This is a genomic window from Altererythrobacter sp. TH136 (genome assembly GCF_007065885.1).
GTDB lineage: Bacteria > Pseudomonadota > Alphaproteobacteria > Sphingomonadales > Sphingomonadaceae > Tsuneonella.
Map to the genome: position 1 here is coordinate 97,706 of NZ_CP041409.1, position 20,798 is coordinate 118,503.

The window sequence follows — 20,798 nt, forward strand, 5'->3', positions numbered from 1 at the left end:
ACAGCCTGATGCGCCTCTCGATCAGCCACACGACGCGGTATCGGTTCGACCAGCCGGTTTCGCACGCGCTCCAACGGCTCCGCCTGACCCCGAAGGCAACCCAGGGCCAGACGATCCACGACTGGCAGATGGATTTCACCAACGCGGCGCAGGAACTGGAGTACGAGGATCAGCATCACAACCATGTGACGCTGGTCGCGCTGGAACCCGGTGCAACGGAGGTGGTGATCACTTGCCACGGTGTCGTGGAAACGAACGATAAGGCCGGGATCATCGGACGCCATGCCGGGCACCTGCCGTTGTGGAGCTTTGTCGGTCAGACCGATCTGACCCGGGCGGGGCCGCGCCTGCGCTACCTTGTGCGTGGGCTCGAGGCTCCAGATCGCAGCCGGCTCGATTTTCTCCACGCGCTGTCGGACGAGATCCGCCGGCAAGTGGTCTATGCGACCGGCACCACCGGCGTCCGAACGACGGCCGAGCAGGCGCTGGAGGCCGCGACCGGCGTCTGCCAGGATCACAGCCATATCTTCATCGCCGCCGCTCGGATGACCGGGATTCCGGCGCGCTATGTCTCAGGCTATTTGATGATGAATGACCGCATCGACCAGGAGGCGACCCATGCCTGGGCGGAGGCGCACGTCGACGGCCTGGGCTGGGTGGGCTTCGATGTCTCTAACGGCATCAGCCCGGATACCCGTTACGTGCGCGTCGCCACGGGGCGCGACTATCGCGATGCGGCGCCGATCACCGGCATCAGCTATGGCGCCGCGACAGAGGACCTCAACGTGGTCGTGGCGGTTGAACAGCAGCAACAGCAGCAGTGAGGCGCCGACGGGAAAAGCGGGCCCGGCGGGCGGCTGATTGGGGAGCTAGATGACGTATTGCGTGGGAATGGTGCTCGACAAGGGGCTGGTGATGATGAGCGACACCCGCACCAATTCGGGTGTCGACAACATCTCGGTGTTTCGCAAGATGATCAGCTGGCAGGTCGCCGGCGAACGGATCATCACGGTGATGACCGCGGGGAACCTGGCCACGACCCAGGCTGTGATCAGCCAGCTGGAAGAGCGCGACAAGCAGCCGGGCGAACGGCACAACACCGTCTTCGAGGCCAAGACGATGTTCCAGGTCGCGACCGAGATCGGCCGGCTTCTGCGCAAGACGATCGAGGAGCGGCAGGGGGCGAACGGCGTGGCAGGACAGGGCCGCTTCACCGGCTCGATCATCGTGGCGGGCCAGATCAAGGGGATGGAGCCGCGCCTGTTCCTGATCTACCCGGAAGGCAATTTCATCGAAGCGAGCTGGGACACGCCGTTCTTTCAGATTGGGGAGACCAAATACGGCCGCCCGATCCTGATCCGTGCGTATGACCGCGAGATGAGCTTCGAGGATGCGGTCAAGCTGCTGTTGGTGAGCTTCGATTCCACGCTTAAGGCGAACCTTTCGGTCGGATTGCCGCTCGACCTGATGGTGATCGAAAGGGATGCCTTTGCCGCCACGCACGAGCGGCGGATCACGCATGACGATCCATACTATCACGCGATCGCGAACGGGTGGGGGGAAGCCTTGAAAGACGCATTCACCGGATTGCCCGATTACAGCTTCTTCACGCCGGACCAGGCAGGCGGTTGACGATATCGAGCCGGGTTCATGAAGGAAAAAGTCCCGAAATGGAGGTAAAGCGTTGAGAGCGCTGGCTGAGGCCATCAGGACTTATCCCTAGCCGGAAGCACCTAGTTCCTCTCCAATGTCGAAGAACCTGCGATAGGCCGGCGCGGTTATTCACGGCACCTGACGTGCCATGAACGAACGGCACATCATCCACTTCGTCGAACCCGATACGCGGCTGCGCGCCGATCTCGCCCGCGTCACATTCGCCGCCGGCCATCACGCGGAAGTCTATGCCGACCTGGCGGAACTGGCGGACCATCCCCCGCAGCGCGGCATCATTGCCCTGCGGGACGATACCGACGCCAGCACGGTCCGTGAACGGCTCGACCTGCTGGCGGGACGCGGGTTGTGGCTGCCGGCCGTGGTGATGGGCGAGCACCCCACGACCGACCGGATCGTCGCCGCGATCAAGGCGGGCGCGCTCGACTATCTACCGCTGCCCCTCCTGCCCGCCCGTCTTGATGCGATGCTGGCCACCATCGGCGATGAAGCCCACGCGCATGCCGAGGCCCGCCGCCGGATGGTCGAAGCGCGCAGCCGGATCGGCAGCCTGTCGGCGCGGGAGCGCGAGGTGCTGGACTGGTTGACCCGGGGGAGCAGCAACAAGACGATCGCGCGCGAACTGGCGATCAGCCCCCGTACGGTCGAAATCCACCGCGCCAACATGATGCACAAGCTGGGCGCCGCGCATCCGGCTGATGCGGTGCGCTTGCAGATCGAAGCGCGGCTCAGCGAAGATCGGCAACGCGCCAGTTAGCGGCAGAACCCGCCCTGGCGACCGCTCTCGACATGGAAGTGGTCCTTGTGTGCCGCGTTGTAATCCGGGCCGAGCACGGTGCCGAAGCGCTTGCAGGCGCTCAGGTGGACGAGCCGGAGGAACCGCTGCGTCGCCGCATCGCCGCCGCTCCAGTCGCCCAGCACGCTGATCCGGCGACCGTCGGCCAGCACGAATGCCGAAATGTCGATCGCGTTGGCGGTCGCGTGCGCCGATCGCCGCCCGCTGCCGGCGACATCGCGGCAGGAATAGCTGCCCAAGGTTTCGATCCGGGCGAGGGGGCTGCCGAGAACCTGGCGCGCCGCCCGGTCCACTCCAAAGCGCGCCCAGGCGGCGGTGGTCTCCGCCAAGCGGCAACTGACCGGACCCAGATTGGTCAGCCGAAACTCGCCGACGTCGCCGTGGACGGCGCTCAGATTGACAGTGCTCAGGGTAGAACAGCCCGCGCCATAGTATCGATCAGCCACGGGCGAGACGTTCGCACCCCTGGCTCCCAGATCGGCGAGGCATTGGCGCTGCTCGCCGCTCACAGCGACAGGGCGGGGCGCCTGAGCCTGGGGCCTGGCGGGCGCGCGGCCTTCGGGCACCAGGCTGCCGCAGCCGGACAGTGCGAAGGCAAGAATGAGAACGGCGAGGCGCGTCATGAGCGGCAAACTCACCCCAAGATGGTTAATGGCGCCCTAATGGATTGTCGGCGCGGCCTCGACCGAAGGTGCCGGGCGGCCGGCGCGGCTGACCACGACGATCGCCAGCCACGACGCGACGAAGCCAGGGAGGATCTCATACACTCCCGGCCCGCCGAAGAACGCCTGATCCCACCCGAGCGCGATCCACGCGATGACCACCACGGCGCCCGTGACGAGTCCGGCCACCGCCCCGGCGCCGGTCATCCGCCGCCAGGTCAGCGCCAATACGATCATCGGCCCAAAAGCCGCGCCAAAGCCGGCCCAGGCATGCGCCACCAGGCCCAGCACCTGGCTATCCGGATCGGCGGCGATCGCGATCCCCATCAGGGCAACCACCAGAACGCTGAGCCGGCCCACCGTGACCGCTTCCCGCTCGCTCGCCTGCTTGCGCAGGAACAGGCGGTAGAAATCCTCGGTCAGCGAACTCGACGAGACCAGCAGCTGCGAGCTGATCGTGCTCATGATTGCGGCCAGCAGCGCGGCATAAAGGAACCCGGTCACAAGCGGATGGAACAACAGGTTCGCGAGCAGAATGAAGATCGTCTCGGGATCGTCCAGCACCAATCCGTTGCGGTTCACATAGGCGCGGCCGGCAAGCCCGATGCCGATCGCCCCCAGCAGGCACACGCCCATCCACACCATGCCGATATTGCGGGCGGTCGGCACCTCGTTGACCGAGCGGATCGCCATGAAGCGCACGATGATGTGCGGCTGGCCAAAGTAGCCCAGTCCCCAGGTCACCGCCGAAAGCCAGCCGACCGCGGTGAGACCGTGCGTCAGGCTGCGAAAGCCTTCCTGCGGCACCGCGGCGATCGATCCGCCGGCGCTTCCGCCGGGGCCGAACATGATCACCAGCGGCATCAGCACCAGCGCCAGGAACATGATGCAGCCCTGCACGAAGTCGGTCAGGCTGACCGCGAGGAATCCTCCGATCATCGTATAGGCCAGGACGACTACGGTAGTGATCCAGACCCCCGTCATGTAATCGCCGCCGAATGCAGTGGCGAACAGCTTGCCGCCCCCGACCATGCCGGCAGCGGTATAGACCGTGAAGAACAGCACCACGATGATGGCGCTGGTCAGCCGCAGCGCCACCGCCTTGTCGGGAAAGCGGTTGCCGAGGAATTCGGGGATGGTCAGCGCATCACCCAGTTCCTCGGTCTGCCGGCGCAGACGCGGGGCAACCACGATCCAGTTGACCAGCGCGCCGACGAACAAGCCCGCGGCGATCCACGCTTCCACCAGTCCGCTCGCGTAGAGCGCGCCGGGCAGTCCTAGAAGCAGCCAGCCTGACATGTCCGATGCGCCTGCGGACAGCGCGGTGACCGAAGGTGACAGGTTGCGCCCGGCCAGCAGGTACCCCTCGCTGTCACCACTTGTCTTGCGCCAGGCGTACACGCCGATCGCGAGCATCAGGATGAAGTAAACCACCAGGGAGATGAGGACGCCGGTCTGCATGATCAGGGTGCTAACAGCCACGGGTTCCGATGGCTACGCCGGGCACGAGACCGCTGGCACGTTGGCATAATGCTGCAGAGCGCGAGCGCGCGGAGTGTTGCTGCACCTCCACACTGTGGCGCAATCGCTGCGGGCGCTGGAACGCCTGCGCCTAACAGCGGTTTTCGCGCTGATACGTCGGCCACGTATTGGCGGTCGCGCCCCCATACATGCCAAAGGATACACCATGTTCCGCACATTAGCTTCAACCTCGGCGCTCGCCGTTGCCGTGGCGTTCGCCCAACCCGCGCTGGCGCAGGATGCCGGGCCTTACTTCAATGGACCGTACGTTTCGGTCGCGGGTGGACTGGATACACAAGCCAGCGATTCGCGGCGTCTGCGGTTCGACACTGACCTTGATGGCACGTATGGCGATGTCGTCCGCACCGCGGCGGGCGCGAATGCTTTCGGACCCGGTTTCTGCAGCGGCACTGCCGTGGGTTCGACCGCGGCGGCCGGCTGCTCCAGCGACGATGACGAGATCGGCTATGCCGTCCGGGCCGGCTTCGATTTCCGGCAGCCTGACAGTCCGCTGGTCGCCGGGCTTCTGGTCGAGGCGAGCGGTTCGAACGCGGTGGATTACTCCAGCGGGTTCAGCACCACACCCGCCAGCTATACTTTCTCGCGCGAGCTCGATTACTCCATCGCACTGCGCAGCCGGGCGGGTATCTCGCCGGGTGACGGCCGGGGACTGTTCTACATCACCGGCGGCGTGGCCTATGCCCGCATCAATCATGACTTCGTCACGACCAACACGGCCAACTCGTTCACCGTGGTCAACGACGACGACATGCGCTTTGGCGTGCAGGCCGGTGCCGGCGCGGAACTGATGATCACGCCCAGCATCGGGATCGGGCTGGAGTACCTCTACTCGCGCTACGATGACGACAAGGCATACGTCGCCGTTGGCAAGGGCACGGCAGGCGCAACCAACCCGTTCCTGCTGGTCAATTCCACCGGAACCAACCTGCGCCCTTCACGGACGGACCTCGACCTGCAGTCGTTCCGCGGCACCGTGAGCTTCCACTTCTAAGCGGCGGCAACCATCCGAATGCAGCAGGGGCGCCCTCACGGGCGCCCCTTTTGCGTTTGGTAGTCTGCGTATAGAGGCCCCGGCGCGCTTCGTTCAAGCGACGCAGGCGGCGGCCTAGCTGCCCGAGCGGCGGGCCTTCTTCCGCTCGTGCGGGTCCAGGAAAGCCTTCCGCAGCCGGATGCTCTTGGGCGTCACCTCGACCATCTCGTCGTCGTCGATGTAGGCGATCGCCTGTTCCAGCGTCATCACGCGCGGCGGAGTGAGGCGGATTGCATCGTCCTTGCCCGTCGAGCGGAAGTTGGTCAGCTGCTTGGACTTCATCGGGTTGACCTCAAGGTCTTCCGGCTTGGCGTTCTCGCCGATGATCATCCCTTCGTAGATCTTTTCCTGCGGCCGCACGAACAGCTGCCCGCGTTCCTCGAGCATGTTGAGCGCGTAGCCGACCGCCTCGCCGGTTCCGTTGGAGATCAGCACGCCGACCGGGCGCCCTTCGATCTGGCCCTTGTGGGGGCCGTACTTCTCGAACAGGCGGTTCATGATCCCGGTGCCGCGCGTGTCGGACAGGAATTCGCCGTGATAGCCGATCAGTCCGCGGCTCGGAGCGGAGAAGGTGATGCGGGTCTTGCCGCCGCCGCTCGGGCGCATGTCGATCATCTCGCCCTTGCGGATGGCCATCTTCTCGACGACCGTGCCCGAATGCTCGTCATCGACGTCGATCACGACCGTTTCGTACGGCTCGGTCCGGTTGCCGTTCTCGTCTTCGCGGTACAGCACGCGCGGGCGGCTGATGCCGAGTTCGAAGCCTTCGCGGCGCATCGTCTCGATCACCACGCCCAGCTGAAGCTCGCCGCGGCCGGCGACCTCGAACGCGTCCTTGTCGGCGCTTTCGGTGACGCGGATGGCGACGTTGCTTTCCGCTTCGCGCTCCAGCCGGTCACGGATCATGCGGCTGGTGACCTTGGTTCCCTCACGCCCGGCGAAGGGGCTGTCGTTGACGGCGAAGCGCATCGACAGGGTGGGCGGGTCGATCGGTTGTGCGTGAAGCGGCTCGCTGACCGAAGGATCGGCGATGGTGTTGGACACGGTCGCCACAGCCAGGCCCGCGATCGAGATGATGTCGCCGGCACGCGCCTCGTCGACCGGCACGCGGTCGAGTCCGCGATAAGCCAGCAGCTTGCTGGCACGGCCCGTCTCGATCACCTTGCCGCTGCTGTCGAGCGCGTGGATCGGCGAGTTGATCTTGACCGTGCCGGATTGAACCTTGCCGGTCAGGATGCGCCCGAGGAAGTTGTCGCGGTCCAGCAAGGTCACCAGGAACTTGAACGGTCCGTCGAAGTCTGCCTGCGGGGCGGGGACGTGGCTGACGATCTTTTCGAACAGCGGCGTCAGGTTGCCCTCGCGCCGATCGGGATCCTCGCTGGCATAACCGTTGCGGCCCGAAGCGTAGAGCACGGGAAAATCGAGCTGCTCGTCAGAGGCGTCGAGGCTGACGAACAGATCGAACACCTCGTCGAGCACTTCCTGGATGCGCTGGTCGGGGCGATCCACCTTGTTCACCACCACGATCGGACGCAGGCCCAGCGCCAGCGCCTTGCCGGTGACGAACTTGGTCTGCGGCATCGCGCCTTCGGAGCTGTCGACCAGCAGGATCACCCCGTCGACCATCGACAGGATCCGCTCGACCTCGGCCCCGAAATCGGCGTGGCCCGGCGTATCGACGATGTTGATGCGGATATGCTCGTCGGAGCCTTCCGGCGCCCATTCGACCGAGGTCGGCTTCGCCAGGATCGTGATCCCGCGTTCCTTCTCGAGGTCGTTGGAGTCCATCGCCCGCTCTTCAACGCGCTGGTTATCGCGGAAGGTGCCGGACTGGCGGAACAGCTGGTCGACGAGCGTGGTCTTGCCATGATCGACGTGGGCGATGATCGCCACGTTGCGAAGGTTCATTTTCGATGTCTCTTGGTCGTAGGGCAGGGGAACGGCTCCCCGCAAAGTGGCGCGCCCCTAGCCGAGCGGGCGGCGGAAGACAACCGCGTGTGCGTGCGTGTGTCGCGCGCGCCACAGTTCGGACGAGCAACCTATCTTGTCCGACGAGCGTGCTTGCGCGGTGCAATCTGCCGGCTATTGACTCCCCTGTCAGCTAAGGGTCGCCGCACCGCGCGAATGGTTCGCGCGTGATAAGCGTCGCCCACATCGGACGAGGACCTTTCGTAACATGATCAAGACTGCTTCCGGATTTGCCGGCCGGGCCCGCTTTACCCTGCTCGCCGGTGCTGCCGTGCTCGTCGCGCCGGGCGTCGCCCATGCGCAGGATACGACCGCGCAGGACGTTCAGGAGCAAGTCGACGCCGACGGCGACAACTACCCGGTGGCTGAGGACACCAGCTCCGGCAACGTCATCGTCGTGACCGCTTCGAAGCGCGAGCAGACGCTGCAGGAAACGCCGATCTCGGTCACCGTCACGACGGGCGAGACGCTTGAGCGCGCGCAGATCCGTGACGTGCTCGACCTGCAGACGGTCAATCCGTCGCTGCGGGTCAGCCAGCTGCAGAACTCGTCGTCTTCGACGTTCATCATCCGCGGCTTCGGCAATGGTGACAACAACTTCGGCATCGAGCCGTCGGTTGGCGTGTTCATCGATGGCGTGTTCCGCTCGCGCTCGGCCTCGTCGCTCAACGACCTGTCCAATGTCCAGCGCATCGAAGTGCTGAACGGCCCGCAGTCGACCCTGTTCGGCAAGAACGCCTCGGCCGGCGTCATCTCGGTCATCACTCGCGAACCGCAGTTCGAGTTCGGCGGTTCGATCGAGGCGACTTACGGCAACTATGATGCCATGACCCTGAAGGGTGACGTTACCGGGCCGATCACCGAGACGATCGCGTTCTCGCTCGACGCCAGCTACAATCGCCGCGACGGCTATGGGCGGATCGTCAACCTCGACAAGGACATTTCCGACCGCAACCGCTGGACTGCGCGCGGCCAGTTGCTGATCGAGCCGAATTCCGACCTCAAGATCCGCGCGATGGCCGATTACTCGCAGATCGACGAAGTGTGCTGTGTCGTCAGCACGCTGGTCGCGGGCCCATCGGCTCCGGCGATCTTCGGGGTCGGCGGTGCGTTGAGCACTGACTTCTTCAGCTACGACACCTACCTGAACAAGGAGCCGATCAACAAGGTCGACAACTACGGCGGGTCGGTACAGGCCGACTACAATCTGGGCGCGATCTCGCTGACCTCGATCACCGCCTATCGCGAACTCAAGAACTTCGTCGACCAGGACGTCGATTTCACGAGCGCCGACATCGTCAGCGAAATGCGCGATCAGCGGGTCAAGACGGTCACTCAGGAGTTCCGCATCGCGTCGGACTTCGACGGACCGCTGAACTTCCTGCTCGGCGGCTTCTACTTCGACGAAAAGGTCACCCAGGACAGCGCGCTGACCACCGGTGCGGCCTCGCGCTCGTTCTTCACTCTGCTGGGCCGTGCGGCGACGCAGAACCCGGCCTTCACCTTTAACCAGATCGAAGCGGCGGTGGGCCAGCCGCAGAACAGCTTCTTCTCCGCCGGCCCGCTGACGGCAGAAAGCTATTCGCTCGACAACCGGGCCGTCTCGGTCTTCGGCACGGTCGATTTCGAACCGGTCGACGGGCTCGTGTTCACGGGCGGCTTCAACTACACCGACGACAAGAAGGACTTCGCCCTTAGCGGTCAGGCGTTCGACGAGCTGTCCAATCTCAACCTCGTCGACACGTTCATCACCGGTGCGACTGGCGGCGCGGTGACGAGCCGGGCGCAGTTCCTGGCGCTGCCTTCGGCAACGCAAGCGGCCCTGCGCGCGGCGGCGCTGAATCCGGCCGTCAATCCGTTGCTGGGTCTGGCGCCGTTCCAGTTCCAGCCGCCGTTCCTGGCCATTCCGAACGCGGTCGAGGACGGCCGTACCCACGACAGCGACCTCAGCTACCTGCTGCGGGTGGCGTACAACGTGTCTGACCAGATCAACGTTTACGCGAGCTATGCGACGGGCTTCAAGGCCAGCTCGGTCAACCTGTCACGCGATTCGCGGCCGCTGTTCGGGGACTTCATCCCGGGTCCGGGGCGTTCCTCGTTCCTCGCCCCGTCTTCGCCGATCACCGACGCCGGTCTGGGCGTGGCGAACCTCACCACCGGTTCGCGGTTTGCCGGACCTGAGGATGCCGAGGTCTATGAGATCGGCCTGAAGGCGCAGTTCCCCGGGCTCGACTTCAACCTCGCGCTGTTCGACCAGACCATCAAGGGCTTCCAGAGCTTCGTGTTCACCGGCACCGGTTTCCAGCTGAACAACGCTGGTCAGCAGTCGGTGCGGGGCTTCGAGTTCAGCTCGACTATCACGCCTGTCCGGCCGCTCGTGTTCACGTTCGCCGCAACGTACCTCGATGCGGTGTACGACAGCTTCGTGGATAGCCCGGTGGGCGATCTGTCGGGACTGCGTCCGGGCGGGATCCCCGAATGGAACCTCTCTACCTCGGCCACTTACGCGCATGAATTCGGCGCGAGCGGCAACCGGCTGATCAGCCGGATCGATTTCAGCCACGAAAGCAACACCGCGATCAACAACGGCCTGCCGACGTTCGGTCCGAACAGCTTCCGGCGCGAAGTGAACCTGGTGAATGCGTCGATGACGCTGGCGCTCAACAACGGGCTGGAAATCGGTGCATTTGCCCGCAACCTGCTCGACGATCGCTACATCGTGACGGTGTTCGACGGCGTGGCCCAGGCGGGCACCGTTTCGGGCTACCCGAACACGCCGCGCACCTATGGCGCACTGGCACGGTTCAAGTTCTGATCACGCGCCTGCGCGCGTTTTCGTTGACGCAAGGAAGGGCCCCGTTCGCGGGGCCCTTTTTTGTTGCGCGCCGATAGCTCTTATGTTCCCCTCCCCAACAGGGAAACAACAGAGGGGACAGTTTCCATGGATTGGATGATACTGCCGTTTAAGCGTTACGCCGAATTCTCGGGCCGCTCGCGCCGTATGGAATACTGGATGTTCGCGCTGCTCAACGTGATCGTCGTGACGGTGCTGATGTTCGTCATCTTCGGAGCGGGCGGGGCAGCCGGCTTGATGGCGCCGGGCGCCAGTGGCGAACTGGGCGCGGGTTTCGGTGCGCTGTTTGGCGGAGTGGGTTTGCTGATGCTGCTGTACGCGGCGATCGTGTTGGTCCCCAGCATCGCCGTGACCGTGCGCCGGTTGCACGATCGCGACAAGAGCGGGTGGTGGTATCTTGGCGCGATCATCGGGGGGATGATCCCGGTCGTGGGATTTCTGGTTTCGATCGCGTTCCTGGTGCTGATGGCGCTGCCGGGCACCCCGGGTCCGAACCGCTTCGGGCCCGATCCCAAGGGCGTGGGCGAAGCCGAAACGTTCGCTTGATCTGCGCGGCAGGCGCTGCGGGCTCAAAGCGCCCGCAGCGCCTGTGCCGGTTTCGCGCGGAGCAGCGGCAAGGCGCCGGCGAGCGCGAACAACACAACCAGCGCGAGGCCTGCGCCAAGCACGCCGAACACCGCCGGCCACGCGGGCAGCCAGTCGAACTCGAACAACTGGGTCACCACCGCCCACGCGGCGAGGAGCCCGAGCGCGAGGGACACCAGCGCAAGCAGCGCGGCGAGGGCGCCATACTCTGCCAGAGCCAGTAACAAGACCTGCCGCCTGCTGGCGCCGAGTACGCGCAGGATCACGGTATCGTAAGTGCGCTGCGCCCGCGCCGCGGCGATCGCTCCCAGCAGCACGGCCAAGCCCGCCAGAACCGCCACCGAAGCGGCGGCGAGGGTGGCTAGCCCCACTTGAGTTAGCAGTTCGCGCGCCTGAACCAGCACCGGCCCTGTCTCGATCACGCTGGATGACGGAAACGCGCGCACGAGGTCGCGCAACAGCGCCCCTTTTGCGCCGTCATCGGGCAGCTCGATGGTTGCGGCGACGTTGTGGGGCGCGTCGCGCAGCGTGTTGGGGCTGAACACCAGCACATAGTTGAAGCCCATGGTCTGCCAGTCGATCCGCCGCAGCGATGCGATCCGCGCACTGCGCTCGGTTCCCAGGATGCCGATGGTCAGGAAGTCGCCCACCCCGACGCCGATCGCCTGCGCCAGATCCTCGTCGATCGACACCAGCGGTTCGCCGGCATGGTTCTCCGGCCACCATTCACCCTGCGTGAGCGTATTCCCGGGGGGCACCTCATCCGCGTAGGTCAGCCCCCGCTCACCGCGGAGTGCCCAAGCGTCCTCCGGCAAATTCTCTCCCAGGCTGGCGACGCGGGTCATGGCGTCCTTGGGGCCGTAGGCCAGGATCGCGCCGCGCAGCGCTGGCACCGTTTGTACCGCAGAGCCGGGCGCGACGCGGTCCACCAGCCCGGTGAATGCCCCCACTTGCTCCTTTGGCACGTCGAGCACGAAGTAGTCAGGCGCACGCTCAGGTACGCGCTGGGCGATCGTGCCGTCGATGCTGGTCTGGACCGCGGCGAGCAGCACGAACGCCGACAGGCCAAAGCCGAGGGCCGTCACCAGCGTCCCGGTCGCCGCGCCCGGGCGGTGCAGGTTGGCCAGCGCGGCGCGCCACAGCGGATCGCGCGGGCGCGGCAGGCGGGCAGCGACCAACCGGATGCCCCAACCAAGCGCCGCGAGCAGGATAAGCGCTGCCGCCGCCCCGCCCAGAAATCCCGCGGTCATCAATGGTTGCCGGGCGGTCGCCAGCGCGAGAGCGGCAATCGCGGCCAAACCGGCGGCGACCACCGCGATCGCGATCCGGTCCCATCCCAACGGAGATACGCGCTCGCGCATCAGGGCCATGGCCGGGAAACGCCGCGCGCGCAGCAGCGGCGGCGCGGCAAAGACGAGCGCTACGAGCAGGCCATACGCCAGTGCGCTGAACAGCGCCGCGGGCGCGAACACGATGCCGGTACCAATCGGCAGCAGCCCGGCAAGTGCGCGTGCGATCACCGGCGTGAGCGCGACCCCGGCAACGATCCCCGCGATGCTGCCCACCAGCGAGGCGGCGCCGATTTCCATGGCGTAAATGCGGGCGATGTCGCCGCTGGTGGCGCCAAGCACCTTCAGCGTGGCGATGTTCTGGCGCCGGGCGTCGAGGTATGACGACACGCCCCCGCCGATGCCGATCCCCGCGATCACCAAGGCGGCGAGCCCCACCAGGGTCAGGAACTCCCCCATGCGGCCCACGAAGCGGTCCACGCCGGGCGCGCCCCTGTCGCGTGTGCGGATCTCGAACCCGGCGGCGGGAAAGCGCGCCTTCAACTCGGCTTCGACCGCTTGCGGATCGCCCGGCTGCGTGAAGGCGACGTTGGTTTTGGAGCGGTACATTGCGCCCGGCGCGGTGAGCCCGGCGGCCGCGGGCACATCGGCGCGCACGATTATCGTCGGGCCAAGCTGGAACCCTTCGCCCAGCCGATCCGGTTCCTGGTCGAGTAGCCCGCCGACCCGCAACCGGGCCGAACCGATTGTCAGCAGGTCCCCCGGTTTCACGCCCAGCCGGTCTGCGGCGCCAGGAGCGACCCAGGCGGCGCCGGCGGGCGGGGCACCGACCGTCTGGCCATCCAGCAGCGTCGCACGGCCATACAGCGGCCAGCGGTCGTCCACCGCTTTCAACTCGACGGGCGCTGCGGCATCCGCGGAACTCGCCATGGCCTGCATCCGCAGCCCTTGCGACACGGTGCCGAGCGCGCGCAACGCGGCGAGTTCAGGCGGCGTAGGCGCGCGCTGCCACAACGCGACCTGCACGTCCGCGCCCAGGAATTCGCGGCCACGCTCGCTCAGCTGGCGTTCGATCGTGCTTGTCAAAGTGCCGATCGCCGCGAGCGCGCCGGTTCCGAGGAACAGGCACACGAGCAGCAAGCGCAGTCCGTGGAAGCGCGCGGAGAGGTCACGCCGCGCAATGCGCCAGGCGATCGCCCAGGTCATGGAACGCACCTTGGGTCCCGCATCACGGTCGCAGGTCGCTCGCGATCCGGCCATCGGCCAGCGTGATCACCCGCTGGCAGCGGGCCGCGAGCTCCACGTCGTGGGTGATCACGAGCAGGGTGGCGCCGGTTTCGGCCCGGCGGGAGAGGAGGAGGTCCACGATCGTCTGACCAGTCGCCGCATCCAGGTTGCCGGTCGGTTCGTCGGCGAAGATCAGCGGGGGCCGGGGCGCGGTCGCCCGTGCGATCGCGACCCGCTGCTGTTCCCCACCGGAGAGCTGGGTCGGATAGTGGCCGAGCCGATGGCCCAGGCCCACAGCGGACAATTCCGCCCGCGCCCGTTCCTGCGCATCGGCCATGCCGGCCAACTCCATCGGGGTGGCGACGTTCTCCTCCGCCGTCATGGTGGGCAGCAAGTGAAACGCTTGCAGGACGATGCCGATGCGGCCCCGCCGCGCGCGGGCGAGGGCGTCCTCGTCCATCTGCGCGAAGTCTGCCCCGGCCACGCTGAGCGTCCCGCCGCTCGCCCGCTCGAGCCCCGTGAGCACCGCCATCAGACTTGACTTGCCGGAGCCCGATGGCCCGAGCAGGGCGACCACCTCGCCCGCGCCGATATCGAGGTCGATACCGCGCAACACGTCGACCGGGGCCGACGCGGAACCGTAGGTGAGGGAAAGATTGCGGGCACAAATTGCCGGATGAGCACTTGTCACCCACGCTCGATGGCATAGCTGGTCGATGGCGGCAATCGTCGCCGCGGGAGAGTGGGCGATGCAGGTCAGCGGTTGGTCGATTATTGCAGTGGCTCTGGCAGTCACGGCCTGTGGATCGGAGGCGCCCACGCCGCAGCCCGCGCCCCAGGCTTCGCCGCCGGCCGTTGAGGCCACGGGCCCTCAGGTCGACGTGCTCGCTTTCGGCGATTCGCTGTTCGCCGGGTACGGCCTGGCCTCGCCCGACCAGAGCTATCCGGCACAGCTCGAGCGCGCGTTGCGGCAGGAAGGGCGGAACGTGCGGATCGCCAACGCCGGCGTCTCAGGCGATACCACCGCCACCGGCCGCCAGCGGCTAACCTTTACGCTCGACAGCCAGCCCGCCAAGCCCGATCTCGTTCTGCTGGAATTGGGCGGCAACGATCTGTTGCGCGGGCTTCCGCCCGAGCAGACCCGCGCCAATCTCGATGCGATGCTGACCGAGCTGGGCAGGCGGGACATCCCGGTGGTCCTGATGAGCCTGCAGGCGCCACCCAACTACGGCACCGCCTTCCAGCAGCAGTTCGATGCGATCTATCCCGCGCTGGCCGCCAAGCACGGCGCGGCGCTGGTGCCCTTCGTCACCGCGCAGGTGTTCACCAATCCCCGGATGATCCAGTCCGATCATGTGCATCCCACCGCGGAGGGCGTGGCGGCGCTGGTGAAGGCGACTGGCGATGCAGTCGCGCAAGCTATTCCGCCTGAACCCGGCGCGACGGACTGAATGCATCTGTCGTTTGCCGCCATCGTGGTCGCCGCCCGGCCTCACGGCGAGACTGCGGCCATTGTCCGGGTGTTGAGCGAGCAATATGGACTGGTGGCTGGATACGTGGCCGGCGCGCGCGGGCGCCATCTGCGTCCCGTGCTGATCCCCGGAAACCGGGTGGCGGCTGAATTGTCCGGTCGCAGCGACAGCCAGATGCCCTTCCTCAGGCTGGAATTGGTCGAGAGCCGTGGCCCATGGCTCAGCGAGCCGCTGGCGGCAGGAGCAATCGCGTGGGTGACCACGCTGACGGCCGCGGTTCTGCCGGAACGAAATGCTTATCCCAATATCTACAGCGGGTTAAGCGCCACTCTTGACGCGATCTGTCACGCGCCGTCCGCACGGGGATGGTTGCGCGCCGTGATCGCGTTCGAGGCGCTGGTCCTGCGCGAACTGGGATATGGCGGTACGGCGCCCCCCGCCGAAGCCGATCTTGAGGCGCTGCTGCAAATGTTTGCCCGGCTCGGGGTTCCGCTGGAGCGCTACCTGCTTGCCGACCGGAAAGGCGATGCTATGGCCGCGCGCGCCATGCTGGGCGAGCGACTGGAGAAGCTGAAGCCATGAAAGTCGCGCTGCTGCCAGGCGACGGGGTGGGTCCCGAAGTGGTGCACGAAGCTGTCCGCGTGCTCGAAGTGCTCGATCTGCCCGGCCTCACGCTGCTGGAAGGCGATGTCGGCGGTGCGGCGTACCGGCGTCACGGCCACCCGCTGCCCCCCGAAACGCTGGGCGTGGCGCGCGCGGCCGATGCCGTCTTGTTCGGCGCGGTCGGCGACCCAGGATGCGACACGCTGGAGCGACACTTGCGCCCGGAGCAGGCGATCCTGGGGCTCCGCAGCGAGCTTGGCCTGTTCGCCAACCTGCGTCCCGCGGCGATGATTCCGGGGCTGGAAGCGATGAGCGCGCTGCGGCCGGAGATCGCCGCGCGCATCGATCTGTTGATCGTGCGCGAGCTTAACGGGGACGTCTACTTCGGCGAAAAGGCCATCGATGTTCTGCCGGACGGCCGCCGCCGTGGCCGCGACCTGATGAGCTATGCCGAGGATGAGGTGCGCCGCATCGCTCACGTCGCGTTCCGTGCCGCGCACGGGCGACGGCGCCGGCTGTGTTCGGTGGACAAGGCGAATGTGCTGGAGACCAGCCAGTTATGGCGCGACGTGGTGATCGAGGTCGCGGCTGAATATCCCGACGTCTCGCTCGAGCACATGTATGTCGACAACGCCGCCATGCAGCTGGTGCGCGATCCGGGCCGGTTCGACGTGATCGTCACCGGTAATCTGTTCGGCGACATCCTGTCTGACCAGGCGAGCATGTGCGTCGGCTCGATCGGGTTGCTGGCAAGCGCCGCGCTCGGGGAACGGGAAACGGAGCACGGCACGTTCGGGCTGTATGAACCGATTCACGGTAGCGCGCCGGACATCGCAGGGCAGGGGATCGCTAACCCGGTCGCCACGATCCTGTCCGCCGCGATGATGTTGCGCCATTCGCTGGGAGCGCCCGAAGAAGCCGAACGGGTGGAGAAAGCCGTCGCGCGGACGCTGGCCGATGGGGTGCGCGCGCGCGACCTTGGGGGCAGTGCCGGCACCGCGGACGTGGGCGACGCGGTCATCCGCCGGCTCTAGGTCATGCTCGAAGTCGCGATCATCCTCCCCACGCTCAACGAGCGGGACAATCTTGCGCCGCTACTGTTGCGGATCGAAAACGCGCTTGGTCCGACAGGGTGGGAAGTCATCGTGGTGGATGACAACAGCCCCGACGGCACCGCCGACGCGGCGCGCGCGCTCGCCATGTCGGATAACCGCGTGCGCGCCATCCAGCGGTTCGGCCGGAGGGGCCTTGCCAGCGCAGCGATCGAAGGGATGTGCGCGACCGCGGCGCCATTCGTCGCGGTGATGGATGCCGACCACCAGCACGATCCTGCGCTCTTGCCGCAGATGCTGGCAGCCCTGCGCGAAAATGCCTGCGACATCGCGGTCGCCAGCCGGTTCGTCGCCGGGGGCAATGCGGACGGCCTGTCGAGTGCGACGCGGGAAAAGGGTTCGCGCCTGGCCAATCGGCTGGCACGCAAGGTCACGGGCATCGAGCTGACCGATCCGATGAGCGGTTATTTCCTGACCCGTTCGGACGCGGTGCGGGCGGCGGCGCCGCGCCTTTCCGGCATTGGCTTCAAGATCCTGCTCGATCTGCTCGCCACCTCCAATCCCCCGCTCCGGGTCAAGGAGTTTCCCTTGCAGTTCGCCGAGCGGCGCGCTGGCGAGAGCAAGCTCGACAACGCGGTGGCGTTCGAATTTCTGGTGGGGCTGTACGACCGCTCGCTGGGGCGCTTTGTGCCTTCGCGTTTCGCGCTGTTCGGAACCGTCGGTGCCTTGGGCGTGGCCGTCCACATGACGGTGTTGACGCTATTGTACCGGGTCAGCGGCGAGGGCTTTGCGCTGGCGACGGTCATCGCGACCTTCGCGGCGATGAGCTTCAACTTCTGGCTCAACAACTTCCTCACCTATCGCGACCAGCGCCTGCGCGGGGCGGTGGCGATCGCCCGGGGCTGGCTTGGCTTTTGCCTCACGTGCGCGGTCGGTGCGCTGGCCAACGTCGCCACGGCGACCCTGTTGCAGGGTCGGGGTTTCCACTGGGTGCTTGCCGCCCTGGCGGGGATCGTGATCGGTTCAGTATGGAACTATGCGCTGTCGAGCCGCTTCGTCTGGGGCAAATACTAGCGCCAGCTAGACAGCCACATCCAGTGTTCGAACGCGCGCGGTCCATCGAGCGGCGCGGCATCCAGTATGGGGAAGAACCAGGCGAACATCGCTGCCGATCCTGCCAGCACGATCCAGGCGAGCCACCCCCAGCCGCGCACACGCAGCGCGTCGAGCGCCAGCGCCAGCGCCGCAAGCAGCGCCATGCTGGGCAGGAAATAGTGATAGTAGAACTGGATGGGCTTGGCCGCGACGATCCAGAAGCCAAGACTGGCGGCATAGATCAGGGCCACGGCGGCGGCATCGGCGCGCTTTCGCGCAGCGCCGGCCCAGGCGCACCAGATAACCGCCGGCAGCCCCAGCAGCATCGTCAGCGGATTGCCGATCAGCAGCACCCCGCGCTGGGCCCCGTCGGAAGGCTGGTAGAAGTACCAGATCGCCCGGCGGTTGATGATCCAGTCGGTCCAGATGCTCTGGTACGGATGCGGCTTGACGACGCTCTCCTGCATTCGCAGCATCATCTCGTGTAGGCCGATGAAGCCCAGCTTGCCGACCTCGACCGGCTCGATCAGGTAGGCCGGAAGGTAGGTGGCGGCATAGACGACCAGCGGGACCAGTCCCAGCCACAGCGCCGCCTCGGCCAAGCGGATGCCCGGCACGGGCGCCCCGCGGCGCCCGAAAATTCCGCGCCAGCCGCAAGCGTGCAGGCGGACCGCCAGAAACGCGATACCGGGTAGCGGCGCCAGCGGAATCGCATTCCATTTGGCGCCCAGCGCCAGGCCCAGCGCCACGCCCGCGATGGCAAGGCTGCGGCGGCCATGCTCGGGCTCGCGCACCGCGGCGGCGCACTGCCAGACGGCGACCGCCAGCAGCGCGATCATGAACCCGTCGAGCATCGCGATGCGGGCGTGCACGAACAGGATGAACCCGGTCGCCAGGAGTACGCCGTACGCCAGCGTCGCGAACCTGCTGAGCGAGGCGAACCACAGCGCGCGCATGCTGGCGAACAGGCTCAGCGCTCCGGCAAGAGCGCTGGGAAGGCGCCAAGCCCAGGGATGATCGCCGAACAGCGCGATCCCGGCAGCCAGCAGTTCCTTGCCGAACATCGGGTGCTCGCGATTGAGCCAGTCGCTTCCGGCGATCAGCGCGCGGGCTGCGGGGAGGTAGTGGATCTCGTCGAAGTACGGCTTGGACGGCAGGCCCAGGCGCACGCACACGAGCGCCAGGAAGGCGACCGAAAGTGCGGCGCACCAGGCAATCGGATCGCGCGGACGGTGCGGGGAAGACACGGGCATAGAGGCCCGCCCTAGCCTCGGCCGCAGGCCAGGGGAAGTCAGGGCGGGGCAGGGCGCTGATACCCGTTTCGGTGCATTTTCTGCTTGGAACCACACGTAATTTGCGCGATTATGGCGTCACCCACCCAAGTGACGGAGGGGATATTCGATGTTGTTTCGCAAGCTCCCGATCGCACTGGCCGCTGCCAGCATGCTGGTCGCGCCGGTCGCTGCCCAGGCCGCTCCGGTCGCTCGTTCGGCGCAGCCGACCGCAGGCGAAAATGATCTCGCTGGCAGCTTCCTGTGGATCGCGCTCGCCATCGCTGCCGTGATCGGTCTGATCCTCGTGCTGGATGACGACGACGATTCGGTCAGCGCCTGATTTTTCCGAATTCAAGCTTTAAACGGGCCCCTTCGCGGGGCCCGTTTTCGTTTGCGCGCAGCATTGCCGGTTGAAGCCGGGCGGCTTGGGCCTCTAGAGCGCGCATCGCGATGAAGAAAACTACCGGAATGGACCGCTCGATCACCACACGGTGGCGCCCTGCAACGCAGGCAATCCGCGGGGGCACCTGGCGATCCGAACACGGGGAGACCAGCGAGGCGCTGTTCGTCACCTCGGGCTACACTTACGACGACGCCGAGACGGTGGCCGCGCGGTTCAGCGGGGAGGCCACCGGCATGACCTACTCCCGCCTCCAGAACCCGACCGTGGCGATGCTGGAAGAGCGGATCGCCCTGATGGAGGGCGCCGAAGCGTGCCGCACCCAGGCGAGCGGCATGGCCGCCATGACCGCGGCGTTGCTGTGCCAGCTTTCGGCGGGCGACCACGTCGTCGCAGCGCGCGCGGCGTTCGGCAGTTGCCGCTGGCTGGTCGATCACCTCTGTCCCCGCTTCGGCATCGAGACGACCGTGATCGACAGCGGGAACGACGCGGAGTGGGAGCGGGCCATCCGCCCCAACACCAAAGTGTTCTTCTTCGAAACGCCTGCCAACCCGACCCTCGACGTGGTCGACATCGCGCATGTGTGCCGCGTCGCCAAGTCGCACGGCATCGTCACGGTGGTGGACAACGCGTTCGCCTCTCCCGCCTTGCAACGGCCGCTGGAGCTGGGCGCGGATGTGGTCGCCTATTCCGCGACCAAGCTGATGGACGGGCAGGGCCGGGTGCTCGCCGGCGCCGTATGCGGTTCGCAGCAGTTCATCGACGAGGTGCTGCTGCCGTTCCAGCGCAACACCGGGCCCAATCTCTCGCCATTCAACGCCTGGGTGGTGCACAAGGGGCTGGAGACGCTGGACCTGCGCGCACGGGCGCAGAGCGCCTCCGCCCTTGAGCTCGGCAAGTTCATCGAAGCCCGTTTAGGCCGCAAGGGCGGGCGCTTGCTCCATCCCGGATTGCCGAGCCACCCGCGCCACGACCTCGCCATACGCCAGATGCCGAACGGCACCGGTCCGATCTTTGCGTTCGACCTGCCCGGCGGGCGGGAACAGGCGTTCGCGCTGCTCAACGCGCTGGAACTGATCGATATCTCCAACAACATCGGCGATGCGCGCACTCTGCTGTGCCATCCGGCCAGCACCACGCACGCCAACATGGGTCCCGAAGCCCGCAGCGAGATGGGGGTGACCGAAGGCCTGCTCCGCATCAACGTGGGGCTGGAGGACATCGCCGACCTGACCGAAGATATCGACCGGGCAATGTCCGCGGCGGGTCTGTAGCGGG

General features: G+C 66.5%; 18 protein-coding genes. 12 read left to right on the forward strand and 6 right to left on the reverse strand.

Annotated elements, in window-relative coordinates:
* The first annotated feature begins 8 nt into the window (after nt 1-8).
* The 3 genes from C0V74_RS00480 (at nt 9) to C0V74_RS00490 (ending at nt 2,428) form a co-directional block, all read left to right on the forward strand.
* A complete protein-coding gene (locus tag C0V74_RS00480) occupies nt 9-824 on the forward strand; it encodes a transglutaminase family protein (RefSeq protein ID WP_143250190.1) in 816 nt (271 codons plus the stop codon).
* A gap of 49 nt (nt 825-873) precedes the next feature.
* Nucleotides 874-1,632 (forward strand): proteasome-type protease, encoded by a 759-nt coding sequence (locus tag C0V74_RS00485; RefSeq protein ID WP_131623589.1) that lies wholly within the window; start codon nt 874-876, stop codon nt 1,630-1,632.
* 169 nt (nt 1,633-1,801) lie between these two features.
* The gene (locus tag C0V74_RS00490) at nt 1,802-2,428 is read left to right on the forward strand and encodes a LuxR C-terminal-related transcriptional regulator (RefSeq protein WP_143250191.1); all 627 of its coding nucleotides are present in this window, start codon (nt 1,802-1,804) and stop codon (nt 2,426-2,428) included.
* Here the strand turns inward: C0V74_RS00490 and C0V74_RS00495 are convergent.
* A complete protein-coding gene (locus C0V74_RS00495; protein ID WP_143250192.1) occupies nt 2,425-3,090 on the reverse strand; it encodes an extensin family protein in 666 nt (221 codons plus the stop codon). The genes C0V74_RS00490 and C0V74_RS00495 overlap by 4 nt on opposite strands.
* 36 nt (nt 3,091-3,126) lie before the next feature.
* A complete protein-coding gene (putP, locus tag C0V74_RS00500; RefSeq protein ID WP_143252103.1) occupies nt 3,127-4,590 on the reverse strand; it encodes a sodium/proline symporter PutP in 1,464 nt (487 codons plus the stop codon).
* 226 nt (nt 4,591-4,816) lie between these two features.
* Here putP and C0V74_RS00505 point away from each other — a divergent pair, with 226 nt between their 5' ends.
* Entirely contained in the window at nt 4,817-5,662 is an 846-nt protein-coding gene (locus C0V74_RS00505) for an outer membrane beta-barrel protein (protein WP_131623583.1), read from the forward strand.
* Nucleotides 5,663-5,776: 114 nt separating this feature from the next.
* Here C0V74_RS00505 and typA read toward each other — a convergent pair whose 3' ends face one another.
* On the reverse strand, nt 5,777-7,609 hold the full coding sequence (gene typA, locus C0V74_RS00510) for a translational GTPase TypA (RefSeq protein WP_131623581.1): 1,833 nt from the start codon (nt 7,607-7,609) through the stop codon (nt 5,777-5,779).
* 268 nt (nt 7,610-7,877) lie between these two features.
* Between typA and C0V74_RS00515 the strand changes: the two genes are divergently transcribed.
* Together C0V74_RS00515 and C0V74_RS00520 are read left to right on the forward strand one after the other, a co-directional pair.
* Nucleotides 7,878-10,484 (forward strand): TonB-dependent receptor, encoded by a 2,607-nt coding sequence (locus C0V74_RS00515; protein WP_143250193.1) that lies wholly within the window; start codon nt 7,878-7,880, stop codon nt 10,482-10,484.
* Between the two features lie 135 nt (nt 10,485-10,619).
* Nucleotides 10,620-11,069, forward strand: coding sequence for a DUF805 domain-containing protein (locus C0V74_RS00520; protein ID WP_349236016.1), 450 nt, complete (start codon nt 10,620-10,622; stop codon nt 11,067-11,069).
* Between the two features lie 23 nt (nt 11,070-11,092).
* Here C0V74_RS00520 and C0V74_RS00525 read toward each other — a convergent pair whose 3' ends face one another.
* Nucleotides 11,093-13,603, reverse strand: a complete 2,511-nt coding sequence (locus C0V74_RS00525) for an FtsX-like permease family protein (protein WP_143250195.1) — start codon at nt 13,601-13,603, stop codon at nt 11,093-11,095.
* A 22-nt stretch (nt 13,604-13,625) separates the two neighbouring features.
* Nucleotides 13,626-14,315 carry an ABC transporter ATP-binding protein gene (locus C0V74_RS00530; RefSeq protein WP_143250196.1) on the reverse strand — a complete coding sequence of 230 codons (690 nt, stop codon included), beginning with the start codon at nt 14,313-14,315 and terminating at the stop codon, nt 13,626-13,628.
* 25 nt (nt 14,316-14,340) lie between these two features.
* Here C0V74_RS00530 and C0V74_RS00535 point away from each other — a divergent pair, with 25 nt between their 5' ends.
* From C0V74_RS00535 to C0V74_RS00550, 4 genes are read left to right on the forward strand one after another with little or no spacing between them, the layout of a single operon-like run.
* A complete protein-coding gene (locus C0V74_RS00535) occupies nt 14,341-15,075 on the forward strand; it encodes an arylesterase (RefSeq protein ID WP_246844903.1) in 735 nt (244 codons plus the stop codon).
* On the forward strand, nt 15,076-15,678 hold the full coding sequence (locus tag C0V74_RS00540; RefSeq protein WP_143250197.1) for a recombination protein O N-terminal domain-containing protein: 603 nt from the start codon (nt 15,076-15,078) through the stop codon (nt 15,676-15,678). It abuts the gene before it with no gap.
* Nucleotides 15,675-16,733: a 3-isopropylmalate dehydrogenase gene (gene leuB / locus C0V74_RS00545; protein WP_143250198.1), complete on the forward strand. Its 1,059-nt coding sequence runs from the start codon at nt 15,675-15,677 to the stop codon at nt 16,731-16,733. The genes C0V74_RS00540 and leuB overlap by 4 nt, the downstream gene beginning before the upstream one ends.
* A 3-nt stretch (nt 16,734-16,736) precedes the next feature.
* Nucleotides 16,737-17,825: a glycosyltransferase family 2 protein gene (locus tag C0V74_RS00550; protein ID WP_143250199.1), complete on the forward strand. Its 1,089-nt coding sequence runs from the start codon at nt 16,737-16,739 to the stop codon at nt 17,823-17,825.
* Here C0V74_RS00550 and C0V74_RS00555 read toward each other — a convergent pair.
* A complete protein-coding gene (locus C0V74_RS00555; RefSeq protein ID WP_143250200.1) occupies nt 17,822-19,099 on the reverse strand; it encodes a glycosyltransferase family 39 protein in 1,278 nt (425 codons plus the stop codon). The genes C0V74_RS00550 and C0V74_RS00555 overlap by 4 nt on opposite strands.
* 148 nt (nt 19,100-19,247) lie before the next feature.
* On the opposite strand from C0V74_RS00555, the gene C0V74_RS00560 reads away from it, so the two are divergent.
* Both C0V74_RS00560 and C0V74_RS00565 read left to right on the forward strand, forming a co-directional pair.
* Entirely contained in the window at nt 19,248-19,460 is a 213-nt protein-coding gene (locus tag C0V74_RS00560) for a hypothetical protein (RefSeq protein ID WP_131623561.1), read from the forward strand.
* Between the two features lie 110 nt (nt 19,461-19,570).
* Nucleotides 19,571-20,794, forward strand: a complete 1,224-nt coding sequence (locus C0V74_RS00565; protein WP_143250201.1) for an aminotransferase class I/II-fold pyridoxal phosphate-dependent enzyme — start codon at nt 19,571-19,573, stop codon at nt 20,792-20,794.
* The last annotated feature ends 4 nt before the right edge of the window (nt 20,795-20,798 follow it).